At 60.0% G+C, this 23,343-nt stretch carries 19 protein-coding genes; 7 read left to right on the top strand and 12 right to left on the bottom strand.

The genetic code is table 11. From position 1 onward, the window contains the following. Positions 1–130 precede the first annotated feature (130 nt). From mfd to ABVT36_RS05255, 3 genes are read left to right on the top strand one after another with little or no spacing between them, the layout of a single operon-like run. Positions 131–3,637: a transcription-repair coupling factor gene (mfd, locus tag ABVT36_RS05265; protein ID WP_368455596.1), complete on the top strand. Its 3,507-nt coding sequence runs from the start codon at positions 131–133 to the stop codon at positions 3,635–3,637. Between the two features lie 4 nt (positions 3,638–3,641). Continuing rightward, positions 3,642–4,565, top strand: coding sequence for a CsiV family protein (locus ABVT36_RS05260; RefSeq protein WP_368455595.1), 924 nt, complete (start codon positions 3,642–3,644; stop codon positions 4,563–4,565). A 35-nt stretch (positions 4,566–4,600) separates the two neighbouring features. Continuing rightward, positions 4,601–5,836 (top strand): DUF819 domain-containing protein, encoded by a 1,236-nt coding sequence (locus ABVT36_RS05255; protein ID WP_367148735.1) that lies wholly within the window; start codon positions 4,601–4,603, stop codon positions 5,834–5,836. Between the two features lie 302 nt (positions 5,837–6,138). Here ABVT36_RS05255 and ABVT36_RS05250 read toward each other — a convergent pair whose 3' ends face one another. The 5 genes from ABVT36_RS05250 to ABVT36_RS05230 all read right to left on the bottom strand — a co-directional run bounded on the left by ABVT36_RS05250 (position 6,139) and on the right by ABVT36_RS05230 (position 10,727). Next, positions 6,139–6,357: a cold-shock protein gene (locus tag ABVT36_RS05250; RefSeq protein WP_368455594.1), complete on the bottom strand. Its 219-nt coding sequence runs from the start codon at positions 6,355–6,357 to the stop codon at positions 6,139–6,141. Between the two features lie 302 nt (positions 6,358–6,659). Further along, complete coding sequence (locus ABVT36_RS05245) at positions 6,660–7,748, bottom strand: mechanosensitive ion channel family protein (protein WP_368455716.1); 1,089 nt, start codon at positions 7,746–7,748, stop codon at positions 6,660–6,662. A gap of 161 nt (positions 7,749–7,909) precedes the next feature. Beyond that, positions 7,910–8,941, bottom strand: coding sequence for a beta-N-acetylhexosaminidase (nagZ, locus tag ABVT36_RS05240; protein ID WP_368455593.1), 1,032 nt, complete (start codon positions 8,939–8,941; stop codon positions 7,910–7,912). A 21-nt stretch (positions 8,942–8,962) separates the two neighbouring features. Then, positions 8,963–9,589 (bottom strand): TetR/AcrR family transcriptional regulator, encoded by a 627-nt coding sequence (locus tag ABVT36_RS05235; protein ID WP_367148738.1) that lies wholly within the window; start codon positions 9,587–9,589, stop codon positions 8,963–8,965. A 499-nt stretch (positions 9,590–10,088) separates the two neighbouring features. Beyond that, a complete protein-coding gene (locus ABVT36_RS05230; RefSeq protein WP_368455592.1) occupies positions 10,089–10,727 on the bottom strand; it encodes a TIGR00730 family Rossman fold protein in 639 nt (212 codons plus the stop codon). Between the two features lie 164 nt (positions 10,728–10,891). Here ABVT36_RS05230 and lexA point away from each other — a divergent pair, with 164 nt between their 5' ends. Next, positions 10,892–11,497, top strand: coding sequence for a transcriptional repressor LexA (gene lexA, locus ABVT36_RS05225; protein ID WP_367148740.1), 606 nt, complete (start codon positions 10,892–10,894; stop codon positions 11,495–11,497). Between the two features lie 83 nt (positions 11,498–11,580). On the opposite strand, the gene ABVT36_RS05220 is transcribed toward lexA, so the two are convergent. The 4 genes from ABVT36_RS05220 to ABVT36_RS05205 form a co-directional block, all read right to left on the bottom strand. Further along, a complete protein-coding gene (locus ABVT36_RS05220) occupies positions 11,581–11,835 on the bottom strand; it encodes a hypothetical protein (RefSeq protein ID WP_367148741.1) in 255 nt (84 codons plus the stop codon). Between the two features lie 112 nt (positions 11,836–11,947). Beyond that, positions 11,948–12,436 (bottom strand): DUF6586 family protein, encoded by a 489-nt coding sequence (locus tag ABVT36_RS05215; protein WP_368455591.1) that lies wholly within the window; start codon positions 12,434–12,436, stop codon positions 11,948–11,950. After that, the gene (topA, locus tag ABVT36_RS05210; RefSeq protein WP_368455590.1) at positions 12,433–15,123 is read right to left on the bottom strand and encodes a type I DNA topoisomerase; all 2,691 of its coding nucleotides are present in this window, start codon (positions 15,121–15,123) and stop codon (positions 12,433–12,435) included. Before topA ends, ABVT36_RS05215 begins: the two co-directional genes overlap by 4 nt. A 347-nt stretch (positions 15,124–15,470) precedes the next feature. Then, entirely contained in the window at positions 15,471–15,992 is a 522-nt protein-coding gene (locus ABVT36_RS05205) for a hypothetical protein (RefSeq protein WP_368455589.1), read from the bottom strand. A gap of 136 nt (positions 15,993–16,128) precedes the next feature. On the opposite strand from ABVT36_RS05205, the gene ABVT36_RS05200 reads away from it, so the two are divergent. Continuing rightward, entirely contained in the window at positions 16,129–16,581 is a 453-nt protein-coding gene (locus tag ABVT36_RS05200) for a universal stress protein (protein ID WP_368455588.1), read from the top strand. A 22-nt stretch (positions 16,582–16,603) separates the two neighbouring features. On the opposite strand, the gene ABVT36_RS05195 is transcribed toward ABVT36_RS05200, so the two are convergent. Beyond that, positions 16,604–18,478 (bottom strand): ATP-binding cassette domain-containing protein, encoded by a 1,875-nt coding sequence (locus ABVT36_RS05195; RefSeq protein WP_368455587.1) that lies wholly within the window; start codon positions 18,476–18,478, stop codon positions 16,604–16,606. Positions 18,479–18,966: 488 nt separating this feature from the next. On the opposite strand from ABVT36_RS05195, the gene ABVT36_RS05190 reads away from it, so the two are divergent. After that, positions 18,967–20,919 carry a transglycosylase SLT domain-containing protein gene (locus ABVT36_RS05190; RefSeq protein ID WP_368455586.1) on the top strand — a complete coding sequence of 651 codons (1,953 nt, stop codon included), beginning with the start codon at positions 18,967–18,969 and terminating at the stop codon, positions 20,917–20,919. A gap of 34 nt (positions 20,920–20,953) precedes the next feature. Here the strand turns inward: ABVT36_RS05190 and ABVT36_RS05185 are convergent, their stop codons facing one another. Next, the gene (locus tag ABVT36_RS05185; protein ID WP_368455585.1) at positions 20,954–21,202 is read right to left on the bottom strand and encodes a glutaredoxin family protein; all 249 of its coding nucleotides are present in this window, start codon (positions 21,200–21,202) and stop codon (positions 20,954–20,956) included. Positions 21,203–21,206: 4 nt separating this feature from the next. Beyond that, positions 21,207–22,058 (bottom strand): FHA domain-containing protein, encoded by an 852-nt coding sequence (locus ABVT36_RS05180; protein WP_368455584.1) that lies wholly within the window; start codon positions 22,056–22,058, stop codon positions 21,207–21,209. Positions 22,059–22,424: 366 nt separating this feature from the next. Between ABVT36_RS05180 and ABVT36_RS05175 the strand changes: the two genes are divergently transcribed. Then, positions 22,425–23,336: a PP2C family serine/threonine-protein phosphatase gene (locus ABVT36_RS05175; RefSeq protein WP_368455583.1), complete on the top strand. Its 912-nt coding sequence runs from the start codon at positions 22,425–22,427 to the stop codon at positions 23,334–23,336. Positions 23,337–23,343: the final 7 nt, after the last annotated feature.

Genomic DNA, 23,343 nt, shown 5'->3' with positions numbered 1-23,343 from the left:
GCCCAATACAACCGCGGGCGATATCGGTGCCGCTATTTTTCCACCGCCACCTGCGCTCGCGGCCGTTCGCCGTTACAATAGCGCCCCTCGCACCCCTCCCCCGAACAAATACGCGGAAATTTACCCAAAAATGGTTGAATGTAACCCCTTGTCGCCCCCCGGATTTCGTTCAGCCAACGACCGTCAGTACTGGGGCCAATTGCACGGTGCCGCCGCCGCGCTGGCGATTTTGAATGCGGCCCGGCGCAATGCCGCACCCACACTGCTGATCGCTGCAGACAGCCTCAGAGCGCACCGCCTGGAGGCCCAGCTGAAGTTTTTTAACAAGCCCCGGCGAGATGACGAGAGGCCGGACCGGGGCGCCGCGGCGTTGGGCACAGGGCCGCTGGAGATCATTCAGTTCCCGGACTGGGAGATACTGCCCTACGACACCTTTTCCCCACACCAGGACATTATTTCCGATCGCCTCTCCACCCTGTACAGGCTGCCACAGATGGGCAGCGGTATAGTAATTGTATCGGCCAGCACACTGGCGCACCGGCTGGCGCCGAAGGACTATGTAGCAGGCAATGTGCTGATGCTGCGGACCGGTCAGAGTTTCGACCCGGGAACACAGCGCCGCCTGCTGGAGCAGGCGGGCTACCACTGTGTGGACACTGTTTATGAACACGGCGAATTCGCCGTGCGCGGTGCCCTGATGGATATCTTTCCAATGGGCAGCAACCTGCCCTACCGGATCGACCTGTTTGACAACGAGATCGACTCGTTGCGGACCTTCGATCCGGAATCCCAGCGCACTATCGATAAGGTAGAACAGGTGGAGCTGCTGCCGGCGCGGGAATTTCCGTTGCACAAGCGGGGCCTGTCGGACTTCCTGGAAAACTGGCACGACGCTTTTGACTCGGACCCGGCCCAGGTACCCATTTACAAGGATATCAGCGCGGGAATAGCGCCCGCCGGAATCGAGTACTATCTGCCGCTCTTTTTTCCCAATCAATGTGCGAGCCTGTTCGATTACCTTCCGGAAAACAGCATCGCGTTTGTGGACGGGGATATTCAGCAGCCTCTGCAGAATTTCCGCCGCGAAGTGGACAGCCGCTATGAAAGCCGCCGCGGTGACCTGACCCGCCCCATTTTGCCGCCTCAGCAGATTCTGCTCGACATCGACGAACTCAACCGGGCGCTTAAAGCCCTGCCCAGGGCTGTTTTTTCCGAGCAAAAACTGCCGCAGGCGGTGGGCAACCACAACTTTGGCAGCCTGTCTCCGCCGGAACTGCCGGTGGGTGGCAAATCGGATCAGCCACTGGCCGCGCTCGCACGCTACCTGGAGGAATTCCGCGGGCGGGTGCTGTTTTGCGCGGAGAGCAGTGGGCGCCGCGAGGCGCTGCTGGAATTGCTGCAGGGAATCCAGCTGCGGCCAGGCCAGTTTCCCAGTTGGGAGGAATTCACCGCTGGCGATGTCGCTTTTGGTATCACCGTCGCACCGCTGGACCAGGGACTCTGCCTGCTGGACCCCAGTATCAGCCTGATCGCCGAACCCCAGCTGTTTGGCGATCGTGTACTGCAACAACGCCGCCGCCGCAAAGCCAAGGACGAGGTGGACAATGCGGTTAAAAACCTCGCCGAGCTGAGAATCGGAGCGCCGGTGGTCCATGTGGATCACGGCGTTGGACGTTACCGCGGCCTGCAGCATCTGGAGATCGACGGCCAGCCGGCCGAATTTCTCACCCTGGAGTACGCCGACCAGGCCAGGCTCTACGTACCTGTGGCCAGCCTGCACCTGATCAGCCGCTATTCCGGCGCGGACGAGACCCTGGCCCCCCAGCACCGGCTGGGCAGCGAGCAATGGCAGAAAGCCAAGCGCAAGGCGGCGGAAAAGGTCCGCGACACCGCCGCCGAGCTGCTCGACATTTACGGCCGCCGGGAGGCGCGGGTCGGCCACGCCTTCGCCGACCCGGGACTGTCCTACCGGGAATTTGCCGCGGGTTTTCCGTTCGAGGAGACTCCGGATCAGCAGCAGGCCATCGAGGCGGTAGTCGCAGACATGCTGTCATCCAGACCCATGGACCGGCTGGTCTGCGGCGATGTGGGTTTTGGCAAAACGGAAGTGGCTATGCGGGCCACCTTCGTCGCCGCCCACGCCGGCAAACAGGCGGCGATGCTGGTCCCCACCACCCTGCTCGCACAACAACATTTTCAGTCGTTTCAAGACCGCTTCGCCGACTGGCCGATCAATATCGAATTGATTTCGCGCTTCCGCACCAGCAAGGAGGTGGACAGCGTCAAGGCGCGGGTCGCGTCCGGCAAGGTGGACATACTGGTGGGGACCCACAAGCTGCTGCAGAGCGACCTGGATTTTAAGGACCTGGGTTTACTGGTCATCGACGAAGAGCACCGCTTTGGTGTACGGCAGAAAGAGCGCCTGAAAAGCCTGCGCGCCGAAGTGGACATCCTCACCCTCACCGCGACTCCGATTCCCCGCACCCTGAATATGGCCATGGCCGGAATTCGCGACCTGTCTATTATTGCAACGCCACCGGCGCGGCGCCTGTCGGTAAAAACCTTTGTGCGGCAACGGGACGAAAGCCTGATCAAGGAGGCGGTACTGCGGGAAATACTGCGCGGTGGACAGGTCTATTTTCTGCACAACGAAGTGAAAAGTATCGAGCGCGCGGCGCAGGAGCTGCAGCAACTGATTCCCGAGGCGCGGGTCGCCATCGGTCACGGGCAGATGCGCGAGCGCGAACTCGAACAGGTGATGAGCGATTTTTATCACAAGCGCTTCAACCTGTTGGTATGCACCACCATTATCGAAACCGGAATCGACGTTCCCAGTGCCAACACCATCGTCATCGAGCGCGCCGACAAGTTTGGCCTGGCGCAGCTGCACCAGCTGCGGGGCCGGGTCGGCCGCTCCCATCACCAGGCCTACGCCTACCTGCTGACCCCCAACCAAAAGGTCATGACCACCGACGCCACCAAACGCCTGGAGGCGATCAGTGAGGCCCAGGACCTGGGCGCCGGCTTCACGCTGGCCACCCACGATCTGGAAATCCGCGGCGCGGGGGAACTGCTGGGTGAGGAGCAGAGCGGGCAGATTCAAAGCGTGGGCTTCAATCTCTATATGGATATGCTGGATCACGCGGTCAAAGCCATACGCGAGGGCCGCACGCCCAATATCGACCAGCCACTGGAATCGCCCGCCATAGAGGTCAATCTGCGGGTACCGGCGCTTATTCCGGAAGACTATTTGCCGGATGTCCACGGCCGCCTGATCATGTACAAGCGTATCGCCAACGCGGCCGACAGGTCCGCCCTGAAAGAGTTGCAGGTGGAGATGATCGATCGTTTTGGGCTGCTGCCGGAGCCCGTAAAACACCTGTTCCACACCACCGAAATCAAGCTACGGGCCAATACCATGGGCATTCGCAAGCTCGAGGCCTCTGCGGCCCGCGGACGTATTGAATTCGCCGAGGACACCCGGGTCGACCCGCTGACTCTGGTCAAGCTGGTGCAGACCCAGCCGGGGCGCTACCAACTGGCCGGCGCCAACCAGCTCAATTTTTCCCTCGACGAGGGTGGAGCCGAACAGCGGCTGGAGGAGGTTTCGGGAGTGTTGGAGCAACTGGCACAATGATACTATGGGCGCGGTAATCAGGCCGGGACTCTGTGACCGGATTGGTGATCGCCGTAAAAGCACAGGTGCCGGGCCTAGAATCGCGCCTGTTTCCGGGGCCGGCACCAGCCCGCCCGGGTTTCGCAACAGCCATAACGATGAGACTGGTATCGCCATGACCCGCACCCTTTGCCTTTGCGCGACGCTGTCGCTACTGCTGCTGAGTACCGGCAGCCAGGCCGCCGGCTATGCAGGCACCACCTTCGAGATCGAGTTGATCGCATTCAGCCGCGATAGCGGCATGGCCCAGTCCCGCGAGACCTGGCCGACAGCGCCGCAGATGCAATATCCCCGCGAGTGGATTGATTTCAGCACCCTGACCGAAGAGGGGACTCCGCTGCTGACGCCGGCCATGACACAGCTGGACAACAAGGCCGCCGCACTGGACCGGGATGGCTACCGGGTGCTTCTCCACAAAGCCTGGCGACAGGTTCTGCAAAACAAACAGAATTCTCCGGCGATACTGATTTCCGGCGGCACCAGCCTGGGAGGCCTGCACCAACTGGAGGGCAGCATTACCCTGAGTGTGGCGCGCTACCTCCACTTGAGCACCAATCTGTGGTTCAGCGAATTCGCCAGTGGTCCGGAAGTCGATGCCATACCCCTGCCCAGCAAGCCCGTGCCGCCGCCCCCACCCACGGCAGAGCCCCTGGGACTGACCCGGGTACCGGCGGACACCGGCCTGGAGGCTGGTGGGGCACTGGCAACTGCCTACCCCGCGGAGGTCGACTTTCCCACTCCGGTTTTTGCCCGTCATGTCACTCAGCTCCGTCAGGAACGGCGTCTGCGCAGCGGCGAACTGCACTATCTGGACAACCCCGAATTTGGCATACTGCTTCAGGTGCGCACCGTCGAAGCACCCGAAGCGCCGACCACCGCCACCGAATAACCACTCTTGCAAAAATAAAAAACGAAGTCCTTTTTATGATTACTAACGATGCCATTATTCTAGGCATGCTCGCCGCCATCCTCGGTTTTGTGTTTTACACGGCCGGTAGCGAGCACCGCTTCTGGAAACGCTTTTATCGTTTCGTGCCAGCCCTGCTGCTGTGTTATTTCCTTCCATCCCTGCTGACCACCTTCGACATTATCGACGCCGAGTCGTCCCAATTGTATTACGTGGCCTCGCGCTACCTGCTGCCGGCCAGTCTGGTTCTGCTGACCCTGAGTATTGACCTGAAAGCCATCGTCAACCTGGGTCCAAAAGCCCTGATTATGTTTCTTACCGGCACCCTGGGCATCGTCATCGGCGGGCCAATCGCCCTGTTGATCATGGCCAGCATAGATCCGGACATGCTCGGTACCAGCGGCCCGGAAGCCGTCTGGCGGGGCATGACCACCGTCGCCGGCAGCTGGATCGGTGGCGGCGCCAACCAGGCCGCTATGAAGGAAATCTTCGGTGTTGGCGATCAGATATTTTCAGCCATGGTGGCGGTCGATGTGATTATCGCCAATATCTGGATGGCGATGCTGCTGATTATGGCCGGCAACGCCAAGCAACTCGATCAACGCCGCGGTGCCGACACTGCAGCCATCACCTCCCTGCGCGAAAAAGTCGAGGCATTGCAGAAAAAGCACTCGCGCAACCCCTCGCTACCGGACCTGATGCTGATCGCGGCAGTGGGATTTGGAATTACCGCCATCGCCCATGCCGGGGCCGACCAGCTGGCCCCCTGGTTCCAGACCCACGCACCGCAACTGGCCCGCTTCAGCTTTACCAGCCAGTTTTTCTGGCTGATCATCATCGCCACTACTCTGGGTATCGCCATGGCCTTTTCTCCGGCGAAAAAACTCGAGGGCGCCGGCGCTTCCAAAGTGGGCTCAGTCTTCATCTATTTTCTGGTCGCCACCATAGGCACCCATATGGATATCACTGCCCTGCGCGACAGCCCCGAGCTGTTCGTACTGGGCGCCATCTGGATGGCGGTACACGCGGGACTGCTGTTGCTGGTGGCCAAGCTGATCAAGGCCCCGACCTTCTTTATGGCGGTGGGCAGCCAGGCCAATGTGGGCGGAGCCGCGTCTGCCCCGGTGGTAGCGGCGGCCTTTCACCCCTCGCTGGCGCCGGTTGGCGTATTGCTGGCGGTGCTGGGCTACGCCTTAGGAACCTACGCCGCCTGGTTCTGCGGCCAGTTGTTGCGTATGGTAAGCGCTATGTAGCGAGAACGCGCAAAGGCGGGCCACAGGCCCTAGCAGGCTGTTGAAAAAGTGTTTTTCAGCCGCCTGCTGTCCCGAACAGGGATATTCGGGCCGCAAATCAAGCATGTAACTGCTTGATTTGTCGTGGAGGATTTGCGGACATGCGCCGCAAACCCGGGTTGTGGAAAGCCAGGAAGGGCTTTTTCAACAACCTGCCAGGTTAGCGACAAGATTATTTCAGCCGCTTTCCGAGAAATTTCGGGCAGCGGCCGGACCCTGTCGGGGGGAAGGGAAATATTCAGTCAGATGTGCAGGGGCAACCGCTATTCGCAGGGAACCACGTCTTCCGCCAGCAGGCCTTTATCCCCCTGCTGCATTTCGAACTCCACCATCTGTCCCTCGTTCAAAGTTTTGTACCCCTCGCCGCGAATACTGCGATAGTGTACAAAAATATCCTCACCACCCCCTTCGCCCCGGGTGATAAAACCATAACCCCGGGCATTGTTGAACCATTTGACGGTACCCGTAACGCGATCACTCATTGAGCCAACCTCATTATTTTTATTGCGCTTACCACTATACCCCTACGGAAAACAGGGGCAAACGCCACCCCAATTCCGGCCACGGGTAGCGAGCCCGTCACCGCACTTATACTGCCCACCAAGTCAGTCTCGATGCGGCTGTCTGATTCTTAGATAAAACGATGCCAGTGTCCAGATTTGCCGATAAAATTATTTCGCCATTTCCAAGGAAATACGCAATGATTTGTCCCTGGGGGCGGGTCAATCCCACATAAACTGTCAAAATATGCTTTTCGCGACACAGTGATCGTTCGCACTACGTCTCACCCCTTCGCAATCGTTTCCCCGAACCCTTCGGGGACTTCCGCGATATGCACGGTGGAGGTTGGGAAAGCGCAGGAGGCGCCATGCCCTTCAATTATCCGCAGTACCGTAAGCAGAATATCCTGCTTGATTTCGTGGAAACGCACCCATTCGGTGGTCCTGGTGAAACAATAAATAAAAAAATCCAGCGATGAAGGCGCAAAGGAATTAAAGTTGACGATCAACGTCTGATTGCTGTCTATTTCGGGGTGTTCCTGTAACATCGCCTTCACATCGGTAACGATAGCTGACAATTGCCCCGCATCTTCATAGCGGACACCGATGGTTTCAAAAATTCGACGATTCAACATACGGGAGGGATTTTCAACCGCAATCTGGTTGAATACCGAGTTCGGAATATACAGTGGTCGCTTGTCAAAAGTCCTTATCCGGGTGAGGCGCCAGCCGATATCCTCCACCGTCCCCTCGATCTCCTTGTCCGGCGAGCGCACCCAGTCTCCCACCGCAAACGGCCGGTCCAGGTAAACCATCAGGCCGCCAAAAAAGTTGGCCAGCAAATCTTTCGCGGCAAATCCGACTGCGAGCCCACCGATACCACCAAATGCCAGCACACCGCTGATGCTGTAACCCAGGTACTGCATCAACACCAGGGCCGAGGTAATCAGGATGGAGACCCGTACCAGCTTGCCCATGGCGCGCACAGTGGTCGCGTCCATCGGTTTGCTCATGTACTGGGGGTTGCGTAAATTGGCCTCCACATTGCGTGCAAACCGCAATGCGAACCAGGTCAACACCAGGATTAGTCCGATCTGTCGCACCGGCACCACCAGGGAGAATATTTCTGCCCCGGTAGCACTGCCGGCCCGCCCCGCCGCCAGGGTCAGGCCCAGCAGCCAAATGAGTACCATTGCCGGTGGATTGAGAGCCGCCACCAGCGCGTCGTCCCAGGGATTAGCGGTTTTCTCCGCACGCCGATGCAGGCGCCGCACGAAGCCGGTACAAAACCAGGCCCCTAGTGCGGTCCCCAACACAATTATGAAGGTTGCCACTATCCACAGTCGATTGTCCCCTATCCAGGACAATATCATTTGCTGCGCCGATTCCACTGCCTACTCCCGATCAACAACTGTTATTAATCCGACAATTCAATGGGTAATTTCTGAATTCACTGGATTGCCGCCTTTAAAATTTTGGCATTCACATACAACAACCTGTACGCCCTCGCACCGGTCTTATGCCCGGCCCGCGACTAAACGCCGGCAGCCAGAGGATCAATTGATTCCAGCCAGGATTTGGTCCGCCGCCAGCGGTCGCTCTCGGCAAGCTCCTCCCAGGAGCCTATTTTTGTTTTTGCGCGCATGCGCGCGAGGCGTGCGCCCGATTCAGGGATGGGGACGAAATTCCGTAGCGCTGCCAGTGCTTCCAGTGTACCCACGCGGCTATTGCACACCAACCCCATGTCACAGCCGGCGGTCAGCGCCGCCCGGATACGGTCCCCGTAAGTTCCCGCCATTCCGGCACCCTCCATGGACAGGTCATCACTGAAAATAACCCCATTAAAGGCCAGCTTCGTGCGTAAGATTTTTTGCAGCCAGAAGGGGGAAAAGCCCACCGGCCGGTCGTCCACCTGCACGTAGTGGATATGCGCGGGCATCACCGCATCCAACTCACCCGCGCGAATACACTCGATAAAGGGCAGTGCATCGGAAGCCATGACCTGTGCAAGCGTCCGCTGGTCCCGCGGCAGTTCTTCGTGGCTGTCCTCCAGCACATGGCCGTGGCCGGGGAAGTGTTTGCCGGTTGTGGCCATGCCGGCCTGGTGCATGCCTTCCATGAAGGGCCGCACCCGCTCGGAAACTTTGGCCGGATCCGCAGCAAAACTGCGGTCGCCGACGATTTTGCAGTGTCGATCATCGGCGTCCAGTACCGGTGCAAAGCTGAAATCCACCCCCACCGCCAGCAGCTCCGACGCCATCAGCCAGCCGGCGTCCCTAAGTTGATCGGGATCCGCACGCGCGCTCAGCAGCTGCATGGAGGGAATACGGGTAAAGTCACCGCGAAACCGCTGAACCCTGCCCCCCTCCTGATCCACGGCCAGCAGGATATCCGGCCGCTCAGCGCGGATCTCACCCACCAGCTGCTGCAACTGTTCCCGGTCGCTGAAGTTGCGGGCGAAGAATATGAGCCCTCCTACCAGTGGGTTGGCCAGCAGTTCCCGGTCCTCCGGCAACAGGTAGGTACCACCGATATCGGCCATCACCGGCCCGATCACTGCGCTCATACAAAGGGCTCCCAGTTGGTTTTACTCGGCGCGCAACATCGCAGATGCGGAGGGCACCAGCCGCTCCAGTGTCTCTCCCAGGCTGCTCTCAGCACCAAAGTCCTCCCTCAGAATAGCCTCGATGGCATCAAAGCTCGACAGTGTGAAAATAGTCGCACCCAGCATGAAATAGAGCCGCCAGTAGATAGTCACCGGATCCAGCTCCGGCAGCGCCCGGGCCAGCAGGCCGGCGAATCGCCGGTAGCTGTCACCGTACCTGGAAACGATAAAACGGCGCAGATGCCCCTGATACTGGGTGTAGGCAAGTCCCAGCAGACGCATAAAGCGCTGCGGGTCGCGGCCCTCGGCGGCCAGGCTGCCCAGACCGACCCGGTAGAGGCTCTCCAGCAGTCCCTCCAGGTGCAGCGGCTGTTCCAGTGCGGCGCGGCGGTCCAGCTCATCCGCCAGGGTTGTGGTGAAAGGCGTGAGAAACCGCTCGAAAACCGCCTGAATCAATTCCTTTTTGGAACCGAAATGATAATTGACCGCCGCGAGGTTTACCCCCGCAGTGCTGGTAATGGTGCGCAGAGAAGTCTCGGTAAAGCCTCTTTCGGCGAACAACACTTCTGCCGCATCCAGAATTCGGGTAACGGTGTCCGGCTGGCTCATGAAATTCAAACTACCAATTAAAACAGTTGTTCGGTTCTGATGCAGATTAGCATAACCCGCCCACCCTGTGGCCACTAGCCGCGCCGGGCAGTAATATCAACACCCGCAGCCCGCTGTCCCGAACAGGGATGTTCGGGTCGCAAATCAAGTATGTAACTGCTTGATTTGTCGTGGAGGGCTTACGGACCTGCGTTGCAAACCAAGGTTGAGGAAAGCCGGGGAGGGTCTTTTCAACAAGCTGTTAGGGGCAGTCGGGATAGAAAGAGCCACACAGGAAGACAGGACAGGAACAGGGGCTCTGAAGGCTGGACAGGTGCACTACCAGAACCTGCCATCACCGGGCCTGAAACCGTGCACGCAAATGGCAGCATGCAATATCCGCCGGGGTCACAAACCAATTGGAGCTGTCGCTAAAAGATCGGCAGATTTTCGGACCAATTCCGCCCACAGCTGCGTTTCACCGCTAGCCAATGGATCGCTGGCACTTGGTGGGGGACTGCTATTCCCGCTCGCGGATATAATGGAGAATCAGCTCCGCGGCCTCATCCACTGTATCCACAGTTCTGAACAGATCCAGGTCAGTGGCATCAATACACTGGCGCTCCAGCACCGTGTCCACCAGCCAGTCCCGCAGTCCCGACCAATAACTTTTACCCACCAGCACAATCGGAAAGCGCCGTACCTTCTGCGTCTGTACCAGGGTCAACGCTTCGAACAGCTCGTCCAGAGTGCCATAACCCCCGGGCATGCCGACAAAGCCAACGGCGTGTTTAACAAACATAAATTTACGTACAAAAAAGTAGCGAAAATTCAGGCTGATATCCTGATAGGGGTTTGGTAACTGTTCAAACGGCAGTTCAATATTCAAACCGATAGACTTGCCCTTCTGGGGGTAAGCGCCGCGATTACACGCTTCCATCAAACCCGGCCCACCACCGGTAATCACCGGTACTCCCTCCGCGGCCAGCAATTCTCCCAACCTGACAGCCTGTTGGTACTCAGCACTATCCTCGGTAAATCTCGCCCCACCGAAAACGGTCACGGCGCCGTTCAGGGCAATCAGCCGCTCGATCCCGTCCACCAGTTCCGATTGGATGCGCAGAACGCGCCACGCTTCGGGCATTTTCGCATCAAGCATTGTTATAGTTCCTTTCTTGTCGCGCAATTAAACGCAAATTTTACAACCTGTCCCGTTCCACTTTAGCAGCAGTTAGCCGTCGGGCGCCAAACATTGCGCAGCAGGCAAATCTGTATATAATCACAGCAACTGTATATAAATACAGAAACACGACAGGTGATCACATGACCAACCTCACTGCCCGTCAGGCGCAAGTACTGGAATTGATCAAGTCCTATCTGGACGAGACCGGATACCCCCCAACCCGCGCTGAGATCGCCCAGGAACTGGGTTTTCGCTCCCCCAATGCGGCGGAGGAGCACCTCAAAGCGTTGGCGCGCAAGGGGGCTATCGAGATGGTGGCCGGTGCTTCGCGCGGAATCCGCATTCCCGACTACCAGCCAGGCTTGCCGGTTGTGGGCCGGGTGGCAGCCGGCAATCCCATTCTGGCGGAGGAGAACATCGAGGATTATTGCGAACTGCCTTCAGACTTTTTCCACCCCCCGGCGGACTATCTGCTGCGGGTCCACGGTATGAGTATGCGCGGCGCGGGGATTTTGGACGGCGATCTGCTGGCGGTGCAGCGCACTGACCAGGTGCGCAATGGCCAGATAGTGGTGGCGCGCATTGAGGACGAGGTGACCGTCAAGCGGTTTCGGCGCAAAGGCAATCAGGCAATGGTCCAGCTACTGCCGGAGAACGAGGATTTCGACGTGATCCAGGTGGACATGCGGGACAAAAATTTTGCTATCGAAGGGTTGGCTGTAGGCGTGATACGACAGAGCCCCTGAGCTTTACAAGTGGAGGCGGCCCGTCCGCCCTTGCCTTGCGCTCTCTAGCCGGGATGCCGTACTGACGGGGGTATTGTTCACCCTCAATGGATGGTGTGGTTGACCGGCTCCACTTCCTCTTCATCGATAAAGTCCACATCCGAATCGCCGATATTCTGCACCGCCTCGATACCCGCTTCCAGCATTGCGCGCGCAATGATGATTTTGTGCTCGCGCAAAAAGTGCAGACTCTCCTCCGAAAAGTGAATGCGCACCAGCGGGTCCTCCCTGTGGCCGGCGCGGCGCAGCGCTATATCGCCATTGGCCAGCTCAATGATTTCAAACGTTTCGGAGGACATGCAATTCTCCCCTTTTGACACGGCATCTTGTGGGGCAGTGTAACATACGGGGGGGCAGTCGTTCACGACAGATCCGTGTAAAGACTCTGGGGATGGAAAGCGGACGGCGGAGTTACCACTCCTCGGTATGGGCCCGGTGCCTCTGTACCAGCTCTTGCAACGCCAGGTGCCAGGCCCGCAACCTATCGTCATTGAGTGATTCGGGGTTGGCCGCCGCACGATTACCGGTGGAAATAAGATCAACACCCCCCTGCGCCCCGGCGTTACCCTTCCCCGGGCGCCACAGCAACCGCCAGCAGGCCTGCAGCTGGGTCAGCCAGCTGCAGGAATCCTCCTCCAGGGCGATAAGCTCAGCCACTTCCCCACTGGCTTTAGCGCTGGCTTGCAGGCGCTGCTGCAGCTCTGCGGCGGATTGAGGCTCCAGGCCCAGCTGCAATTGAAACGACAGCTCTGCCAGATAAGCCAGGTATGCCCTCCACAGCTGCATCAGTGCCGCCTCCCGCAGTGCCGCGGCCTGCAACCCCTGGGCCGGCTGCCCCGCCAACAGCAGCTCGCTCTTGCGCAGCGCCGAGGTTACAGTGCCGGTATAGGGATTGCTCATCCGGAACGGGAGGCCGATTTCCTCTTGGCCGCCGGCTTGCGCTTTGCCGCCGGACTCTTGCTACCGGCCTCCGCCTGCCACCGGCCGTCGCGATAAAAAGCTCGCCAGCCCGTCGCCTTGCCGTCCTCCTCGGACTGCACATACTGCTCCTGGGTCTTGCGGCTAAAGCGCACTACCGTATCGCGCCCCTGATCGTCTTCAGTGGGTGCGGAAAAGAGAAAACTGTACTTGGGATCTATCTCGCTCTGGTGTGGCAGCAGTTCCTTGACCAAAGGTGCCCGGGTCTCGCGCTTGCGCGGGAACTGGCTGGCGGCCAGGAACAGTCCCGATGCGCCATCGCGCAAAATATAATGGTCGTCCACTTTTGCGCACGCCAGCTCGGGCATGGGTACCGGGTCCATTTTTGGCGGCGCCGGCTGCCCGCTCTTGAGCAGCTTGCGGGTGTTTTTACAGTTCTCGTTGGTGCACGCAAAATACTTGCCAAAGCGACCCGGCTTCAGCTGCATGTCGCTGCCGCATTTATCGCACTCTATCACCGGGCCGTCGTAGCCTTTGATTTTAAAAGTGCCCTGCTCCACCTCGAAGCCACTGCAATCCGGGTTGTTACCGCAGATGTGCAGTTTGCGGTGTTCGTCCACCAGGTAACTGTCCATTGCGGTACCGCATTTGGGACAGCGGCGCTTTTCCCGCAACTGGCGGGACTCCGCCTCATCGTCCTGATCCGCATCCACAGCCTCATCGCCCGACACCAGGTTCATGGTGTTGGTACAGCGCTCCTTGGGCGGCAGGGCGTAACCCGAGCAGCCCAAAAACACACCGGTAGAACCGGTGCGAATCTGCATGGGGCGGCCACACTTACTACATTCGATATCTGTGTCCGTGGGCGTATTGCGGCGCATTCCCCCGTCTGCCGCCTGGGCCTTCTCCAGCCGCTGGGAAAAATCCGCATAAAACGCATCCAGCAGATCCTTCCAGCCCCTGTGCCCGTCGGCCACTGCGTCCAGGGACTCCTCCAGGTTGGCGGTAAAGCCGTAATCCATCAGGTTGGTAAAACTCTCCCCGAGGCGGTCCGTGACAATATCGCCCATTTTTTCGGCGTAAAAACGCCGGCTCTCCAGGCGAACATAACCGCGGTCCTGAATGGTGGAAATGATAGAGGCATAGGTGGAGGGGCGACCGATACCGCGCTTTTCCAATTCTTTGACCAGTGTCGCCTCGCTGTAGCGTGCCGGCGGCTTGGTGAAGTGCTGCTTGGGGTCCAGTTTCTTCAGGGACAGCTGCTCCCCCACCTTCACATCCGGCAGCACCAGATCCTCTTCTTTTTTACCGATCGACGGCGCCACTCTCAGAAAGCCGTCAAACCGGATCACCCGCCCGCGGGCGCGCAGCTCGAACTCCCCGGCACCCACCACCACTGAGGTGGAAGTGAACTGTGCCGGCGTCATCTGACAGGCGACAAACTGGCTCCAGATCAGGTGATACAGCCTTCCAGCGTCACGCTCCACACCCGCGAGCATTGCCGGTTGCATCCGGACATCCGAGGGCCGGATCGCCTCATGTGCCTCCTGGGCGCCTTCCTTGCTGCTGTAGCTGTTGGGCACTTCCGGCAGGTACTTGTCCCCATACTGCTCGCCGATAAACGCCCGCGCCGATTCCACCGCCTCGCCACTGAGGTTGGTGGAATCGGTACGCATGTAGGTAATATGGCCCGCCTCGTACAGCCGCTGAGCCAGTGTCATGGTCTTTTTGACGCTGAAGCCGAGTCGGTTGCTCGCCGCCTGCTGCAAGGTGGAGGTGATGAAAGGTGCGGTGGGTTTCGACTGAGTGGGTTTGTCGTCCCGGGCGGTAACCCTGAATTCCGATCCCTGCAGCGCCCTGACCGCAGCGCTGGCCTGGGATTCGTTAACGGGGCGGAAAGCTTCCCCGCCCTGGCGCTTGACTTCCAGCCGCAGTGGCTCTGTCTTGCGGGTTTGCGTATCGGCGAACAGAGTCCAGTATTCCTCCGGGATAAAAGCGCGGATTTCCCGTTCCCGCTCCACCACCAGGCGCACCGCTACCGACTGCACCCGCCCGGCAGAAAGGCCTCGGGCAACCTTCTCCCACAGCAGCGGCGATACCATATAACCGACAATGCGGTCCAGAAAACGGCGCGCCTGCTGGGCATTGACCCGGTCGATGTTGAGCCGCCCCGGATCTTTAAAGGCTTCCTGAATCGCCGATTTGGTGATCTCGTTGAACACCACCCGCCGGTAGCGTTCACCACCCCCGCCAATGGCCTCGCGCAGGTGCCAGGCGATAGCCTCCCCCTCGCGATCCAAATCCGTGGCCAGATAAATGTAATCGGCGTCCTGTGCCAGCTTGCGCAGTTCGCTGACCACCTTTTCCTTGCCCGGCAGTATCTCGTAATGGGCTTTCCAGTTGTGATCCGGATCTATACCCATGCGCTTGATCAACTGCTCGCGGCTTTTCTTGCGCCGATGAATTTCTTTCTGTTCCGGCGACAATTTGCGCGTCTCGGCCGCCCGCCGGGCCCGCTCCTTGGCATCCACGGGCTGCTTGTTGCCACCGCCAGTGGGCAGATCGCGAATATGGCCCACACTGGACTTCACTACAAAGTCCTTGCCGAGGTATTTGTTGATTGTTTTCGCTTTGGCAGGAGACTCGACGATAACCAGTGATTTACCCATAAGCACTTGATTTAGCTAAAAAAAAATTACTACACCTGCAGACTTTCTACACAGTGCTGCAGGAATATATAAGCCCCGTCCCCGACTTGGTCAAGCAAACAGCTGCATTCCCATTCGGCCAGTGGCGGCGTTTGTGGTCGCCAGAGCGACGATAATCCGGCCCTGCAGGGCCCCTCGCAGGTTGTTAAAAAAGCCTTTCCTGGCTTTCCTCAACCCGGGTTTACGGCGCATGTCCGCAAACCGTCCATGACAAATCAAGCAGCTACACGCTTGATTTGCGGCCCGAACATCCCGGTTCGGGACAGCGTGGAGTTGAAAAATACGTTTTCAACTGCCCGCCAGGCGCCTCATGCCGCATCGGGCCGACCCGGTGGCAACCGGATGGCCTGTTCAATCAGCGGTCGAAAGCGACCCAGTGCGGCTTCCAGCGCTGCCAGGCCCGGATCGCCGCTGGTTTCCCGCCACTGCACCCCCAGGCCCCCGCGGCTGGCCACCACCGCACAGGCGTCCTCCGGCAGCACCCCGAGCATTTCAACCAGTGCGGCTCGGGCGCTCTGCGGCGCAGCGCGCCCGTTGCGCCAGTCCCACCTGCCGGCGAAATGCATCGCGTGGGAGACCCGCTGCAACTCCAGCACCCAGTCCGTTTGCAACCGGCGATTGTCCTCCCAACGGCCGAAATAGACCGCGGCGGACCCCTCTCCCAGAGCCGCCGGAAGCGGCATCATCTGCACCGTCATACCGGCTTTGGCTGCGCGCTGGCGCAAAGCCGCGAGATCGCGGTCGCGGCGGCTAGGCTTGATCCACATCACCGGCCCAACCACCAGGACAAGGGCAAACAGGACGATAATGAGGGGCAGCCAGCTGGCCATGGCTTCTCCGTGCCGGTGTCAAAGGGCGCCCATTGTGCGCGAAACGGCGCTATTCATGTCAACAAGTTTTTTTTACAGTAGACTCTGGTGGGGCCACAGCGCCACCGCAAAAGAACCCAAAAGGAGCTATGCAGCAATGGCCAGCTATCAACGTATACTCGTGGGACTGGACCTGTCCGAAGAATCTGCCCAGGTTCTGCAAAAAGCGTCAGAAATCGGCAAGGCATCCGGTGCTGAGATCAGCCTTGTCCACGTGATCGAACCCCTTACCTTCGCCTATGGCGGCGACATTCCCATGGACCTGTCGGAAGTGCAGGAGCAGCTGCAGACCCAGGCCCGGGAACAACTGCACAAAGCTGCACAGTCACTGGGTGTACCGGCGGAGCGCCAGCGGGTGGTATTGGGGCAGCCCGCCACCGAGATCCACCGGCTGGCAGACGAATTTGCCTCTGATCTGATCGTAATTGGCAGTCACGGCCGCCACGGCCTGGCACTGCTGCTCGGCTCGACCGCCAACGGCGTGCTGCACGGCGCCGGTTGCGATGTGCTGGCAGTGAGGGTGCACAGTGCCGAGGCGGATAAGAAGTAACGGCGAACATCCGCTCTTCCGTCTATTGGTGCGAATCCAGTTCCGCCCAGCGATCAAAGGCGGCGTCCAGCTGCGACTGCAGCTGCGCATACCGCTTTAACCGCTGGTCGATGACGGCGGGCTCGCGGCTGTAAAAATCCGCCGCGCCCACCTCAGCCTCCAGGGCAGCCAGTTCCTCTTCCAACTGTTCAATCTGCCCCGGCAGCGCGTCCAGCTCACGCTGCAGCTTGTAGCTGAGCTTTTTCTTTTTTGCCGGGGCCCCGGAAATCCCAGCGCCGCTCTCGCGGGCCGGCTGGGCTTTTGTGCTACCGGCCTTTGGCACCGGGTCCCGCCAGGCCCCGAAACAGCCGCCCTGGCGGATGAAGTCGGCGTAGCCACCCACATACTCGCGCACTCGCCCATCGCCCTCGAAAGCCAGGCAGGAACCCACCACATTGTCGAGAAAAGCCCGGTCGTGGCTGACCAGCAAAACAGTGCCGGCAAAATCCAGCAGCAGCTGCTCCAGCAGTTCCAGGGTTTCGACGTCCAGGTCATTGGTGGGCTCGTCCAGCACCAGAATATTGGCCGGCTGGCTGAACAACTTGGCCAACAGTGCCCGGTTGCGCTCGCCACCACTCAGGGCTTCCACTCTGGTGCGCGCCTTGACGCCGGAAAAAAGGAAATCGGCCAGGTAGGACATCACATGCCGGTCCCGGCCACCGATGGAAATCGACTCCCTCCCCTCGGCGATATTATCCAGTACCGAGAGCCCCGGATTCAGCTGGTCGCGGCGCTGGTCAAAATAGGCCACATGCTGGCGGGTACCCAGCCGGACCTGTCCGCTATCCGGCTGCAACTGCCCTAGCAGCAGCTTGATCAGGGTGCTCTTGCCGGCGCCGTTGGGGCCGATCAGGCCGACCTTTTCGCCGCGCAACAGCGTCAGCGACAAGTCCCGGATGATGGGCTCAGAGCCCCCGTATGAAAAATTGACTCTGGTCAGCTCCGCTACCAGTTTGCCGGACCTCTCGCCCGCATCCAGTACCAGCTTGGCGGAACCCTGGGCGCCGCGACGGGCCTCTCTCTGGCGGCGCAGCTCCTGCAGTGCGCGCACCCGGCCCTGATTGCGTGTCCGCCGCGCCTTGATACCCCGCCGGATCCAGTCCTCTTCCCGCGCCAGTTTTTTATCAAACAGTGCCTGGCTGCGCGCCTCCTCCTCCAGCAGCGCCTCCTTCTGTTTCTGGTATTGATCAAACTGACACCGGAACACCCGCAATTGACCCCGGTCCAGGTCCCACACACTGTGTGCGAGCCGCTGGGCCAGAGCGCGGTCGTGGGTGACGAATAACAGGGCGCCGCGAAAGCCCGCCAGGAATTCCTCCAGCCATTCCACCGCAGCGATATCCAGGTGGTTGGTGGGCTCGTCCAGTATCAACAGATCCGGTGCCGCCACCAGCGCTCTCGCCAGTGCTGCGCGTCGCTGCCAGCCACCGGACAGGTCGCCCACCAGAGCACCGGACTCGAGACCCAGCCGGTCCATGACACTGTCGATTTGCGCCAGCAACTCCCAGCCGTGGGCCCGTTCAATCCGGGTCTGCAACTCCTCACACGGCCGGTCGCGGTAGTCCGCCAGCCAGAGGCCGACTTCCCCCAGTCCAGCGGCCACGTGTCGATACACAGTGTCGCGACAACCGGAGGGCAGCTCCTGCTCCAGGGTCCCCACCACCAGGCCGGTGCTGTAGATCACCTCGCCTCCATCCGCGTCAATTCCGCCCCCTATCAGGCGCAACAGGCTGGACTTTCCCTCACCATTGCGACCAACCAGGCAAATACGGTCCCCGCGCTCTATCTTTGCGCTGGCGCAGTCGGCGAGCACCTGGGTGCCGTAACGCAGGTCGACACTATCGAGCTGAAGCAACATAACAACAACTAAAAAACTAACAGGTTACTGGAAAAGCCTCCCCCGGCTTTTTTCAGCCCGGGTTTGCGGCCCATGTCCGCAAAGCCTCAACGACAGAGCAAACAGTCATACACTTGATTTGCGGCCCGGACACCCCTGTCCGGGCCGCCAGCTGCTAGCCAAGTCTTTTGCAGCGGCCTGCTAAACTCTATCAGGTTGTCGAAACAACCTTGCCCGGCTTTCCCCAAGCCGGGTTTGCGGCCCATATCTGCCTACAAATCAAGCAGTTAGACGCTTGATTTGCCCCCCGAACACCTCTGTCCGGGGCAGCAGACTGTTGAAAAATACTGTTTCAACTATCGCCCTTAGGGCATGGCCCACCGCCGGCGACTGGTCCGGCAACAGGGGACAAGCCACCGGATCAAGTGTAAAGAGGGATATTTTACGCAGAATTACCCGCAGGGTTCTGATAAATTCACCAGTGAGCGCTTTTTGATCAGGTGGTTTGGATGTTTTCAGGTAGTCATAGAATTGCGCTGCTTTATCTGCTGATGGTCGCTGCTGCACACAGTGACGCCGCTCCATCGGAGACGGGAACTGCGGCGACACAGCGCGAGCAACTCGCAGCGGCCCGTGCAGCCATTGCCGGTGGCGACCAGGGCAGTTACCGCAAGCTCAGGGCACAACTTCAAGATTACCCATTGCGCCCCTACCTGGATTATTGGTCCATCACCCGGCGTATTCACCGCCTTCCGCTGGCGGAGATAGATACGTTCCTGACCGACAACCGCGATACCGCCATCGGTGACTGGATGCGGGTACGCCTTCTCCGCGAGCTGGGTGCGCGCAAGCGCTTCCGCGCCTATCTCAAGTACTACCAACCCGACACTGTCAAGCGTGCCTCACTGCAATGCTATTACGCCGATGCCCTGGCGCGACATGGGGACAAGGACCAGGCCTACGGCCTGGTGCAGGAATTATGGATGGTAGGTCACTCACAGACTGAGGAGTGCGATCCGGTGTTCGCCCGCTGGATCGCCGACGGTGGGCTGACCCCCGCACTCAACTGGAAGCGTCACAAGCTGGCAGTGGAAGAGAAGAATCTGGAGCTGGCGGCGTTCATCGCGCGTCGCATGGACAGTGCCCAAGGTGCCAGGGCGCAGCTTATGCGCCAGGTACACCGGCAGCCGGAACTGCTGCTGGACTACCAGCGGTTCAGCACCGGTCAGCCGGAGGACAGGGACATAGTGCTGTTGGGGTTGCACCGCCTGGCGCGCACCGACGCCGAGCAGGCCGACCGGGCCTGGGGGCGCTATGAAGCCAGCTTCCTTTTCTCCGCTGCCGAACGCAAGGATTTGCTACGCGACCTGGCCCTGCGCTACGCACAGCAGGAGGATCTGCAGGGTCTGCAGCAGTTCATGCAGCGCCATGACGATATTGCCGATGCCCGCACCACCACTTGGCTCGCGCGGCAGGCGCTGCGCCGGTTGGACTGGGAACAGGTCAATTTCTGGATAGACCGACTGCCACAAGAGATCCAGGAACAGGAACGCTGGCTTTACTGGAAGGCGCGGGCGGTACGGGAACTATATGGCCAGCGCGGCGCGGAGGTGGCTAAACACCTTTACCAGAAAGCTGCCGCCGAGCGCAGTTACTACGGATTCCTGGCCGCCGATGCCATCGGCAACAACTACCGTTTTATCGACCGGCCCGTGCCCGTGACACCGGTCCAGGTCGCAGAAATGGCACGGCGCCCGGCTCTGCTTCGCGCGCGGGAACTGCAGGCCATCGGCGAGTTTTACCACGCCCGCCGGGAGTGGGAATACGCCACGCGAAACATGTCACCACAGGAGTTGCTGGCGGCCGGTAAAGTGGCCAGCACCTGGGGCTGGTACCACAAATCGATCCAGTCCGTACTCGCCGCCGATTACCTGGACGACCTGGAACTCCGTTTTCCCCTTGCCTTTGCCGACATAGTCGGTGAAGTCAGCAAAAAGTCGCCACTGGATCCCAACCTGATTTATGCGGTGGCACGACAGGAAAGTCACTTCAGCCGCGACGCCAAGTCCTCCGCCGGAGCCCTCGGGCTGATGCAGCTGCTGCCGTCAACCGCCCGCGACACGGCCCGGCGCGCCGGCGTACCCTACAGGCGCAGTTGGGATCTGCTGAGCCCGAGCACCAACATCGCGCTGGGCAGCTTCTACCTCGGCAGCCTGCTCCACCGCTTTGACAACAACCGCATTCTTGCAACCGCAGCTTACAACGCGGGGCCGGCGCGGGTAGCCCGCTGGTTGCGTGAGACCCAACACCGACTGCCCTACGACGTCTGGATCGAGACAATTCCCTTCGGGGAAACGCGAAAGTACGTGCAAAACGTACTCGCCTATACGGTGATTTACGCCTACCGCAGCGGCGCTGCGCAACCGCTGGTACGGGACCATGAGGCGGCGGCCAAACTCTGACTGTTTTCGCACGAGATTTGAGGCCAGGGCGGATTCAAAGCCGGTTGTCGAGCCAGTGCCGCAGCTGCTCACCATCGAATGGCCAGGGGCATACATCGTCGGGATCCCCCAGACCCACTACCGGGATTTGCGTCGCGAACCGCTCCAACAGCAGGGCGTCGTCGGCGATATCCACTTCCTGGAGACTTAGATCGAAGGGTTTCAGCAAAGGCCAGATCTCGGCCTTGGCCTTTTCGCACAAGCTGCAGCCGAGTGTTGTATAGAGAAGCAACGGGCGCGCCATAAACTCAGACCAGACCCCGGCTGTAGACCCAGTAGAGACCGGCGACAGCCCCCAACACCAGCATGCCGAGCACCCAATAGACACCCCGCCCCCCATCGGCTGCAGTCTGGCCGGCGTCATAACGCCGCCGCTCAACCGTCGCCTCGGTGGGGGACGGGATATCGTTTCTCAGGCTGGCCACCGATGCCCCGGCCCTGCGCTCGCCGGCCGCAGTCACCACGGGTCGCACCGTGGTGCGGTCGCGATCATCGGCCGGCCCCACGATACTGAAACTCAAGGTGTCGAAACGCAGTTCGTCGCCCCGGCGGACACGGGTTTCCGACACACGCTCATTGTTCAAATAAGTGCCATTGGCGGAGCCGAGATCCGTCACAAACAAGAGTCCGCCCCGGATTTCGAGGCGTGCGTGGCGGCGCGACAGATGCGACAGCGAAAAGGTGATATCACTCTCGTCCGAACGACCCACTACGGTACTCTCACGAATCGGGAATACCCGGCCGGCGATCGCCGGGTGGTTGGCGCGCAAAGCCCAGGACACCGGCGCCGCGGCAGCGGAGGCCTGCAACTTGGTCACTTTGGGATCCACCACCATCAGTTCCCGACTGCCCACTTTGACCCGGTCGTTGAGCCCGACGGCACAGCTGGTCTCCACCGGTTTGTCATTCATCCACAATTGCTTGCCGGCGAGGTTGTGCAACATCAACTGCTCGCCTTCTATCACCACTTCCGCGTGCAGTTTGGCAACAGTTTCGTCCGCAATGGTCAAGTCACAACCCGCTGCCCGTCCGATAGTCACTTTTGGTGCAACCAACCATACGCTGACGCTGGCATCGCTGAGATCGCAAAGTTTGAGCATGGAAACATTATCCTTTTTTCTCCCGCCTCATCGACTGCGACGAGCGCGGCAATACATAGGTCCCGGACTGCGCATCACCCCCAACAGCGTCGGCCCGCTCCCACTCAGGCGCTGAAGTTTAACACGCCCGCTTTTGTTGACATGTGAATCGGTTTGCAGCGTAGAATGGCTTCGCGCATTATTATGTTGTGCTGTGCCCGGGTGAAGGCCTATATAACAGGTATCAACGTACATTTTAATGCATTGAACCATAGGCCTCCCACCAGACGAATGCAGATGACGAGAGTTTTCAGCGAGTAGCAGACATAAGCAGTACCAGCTGACGTATCTGACAATCCACAATAACAACAAGGTAGTTGCAGGGCAGTGAGTGAAGCCAAACTAAGTGAGGTACCCCGCAGTACCGGCGAAATGCAGCGGGTCAGGTTGGCTGAGCGCAGCGCTGGCGCGACTCACCCGGGTTATACCCGCGAACAGAATGAAGACGCCTTCTGGGGAGATGAGCATCGCGGCATCTGGGTGGTTGCTGACGGCCTCGGCGGTCACCAGGCGGGTGAGATTGCCAGCAAAACCGTCGTCGAGGAGGTTCGGCGCTCCTCCACCACTGACAGGCACTATGAGCGCGCCCTGCAGCGCGCCCATGCACTTCTGGTTGGCGAGGAACACGACAGCACCAATATGGGCTCCACCGTGGTGGTTGCGGCGGAGGATGGAGCTTATTTCCACATATACTGGGTCGGCGACAGCCGCGCATATCTCTGGACGCCCGGGGGGATTCAGGGCCAGCTGCAACAACTGACCAGCGACCACTCCTACGTGCAAATGCTGGTGGACTCGGGTGTAATCAACTCCACCGAAGCCGCCAGCCACCCGAACCGCAACGTCATCACCCGCTGTATCGGCGGCAGCACCAATCCCAAACTGGAGGTGGACCGGGTCTCCTCCCCCTGGGCCCCGGGTCAGCGGCTGCTGCTGTGCAGCGACGGCCTCAGCGCCGAGGTCGAGGCGGACCAGATCGAAAAAATCCTGGCGGAGAATGCCGACAACCGCCGTGCCGCAGAACTGCTCATCGCCGCCGCACTGGATGCCGGCGGCAGGGACAATGTCACCGTACAGTTAATCGATGCCCCCACCATCAGTTCCGGTACCAATATCCGCTGGCCCTTTCGCTGGTGGCTCAGGTGCACTTATAGCGCGGCCCTGCGCAGGTGGCGGTGGCTGGCGGGGGCAGCGCTTGCCATCGCAGTGACAGCCTACTGGCTGATCGACAAAATCTGATTCGGGG

The sequence above is a fragment of the Microbulbifer sp. TYP-18 genome, from assembly GCF_040932045.1.
GTDB lineage: Bacteria > Pseudomonadota > Gammaproteobacteria > Pseudomonadales > Cellvibrionaceae > Microbulbifer.
This window is presented reverse-complemented; position numbering and strand designations above follow the sequence as displayed.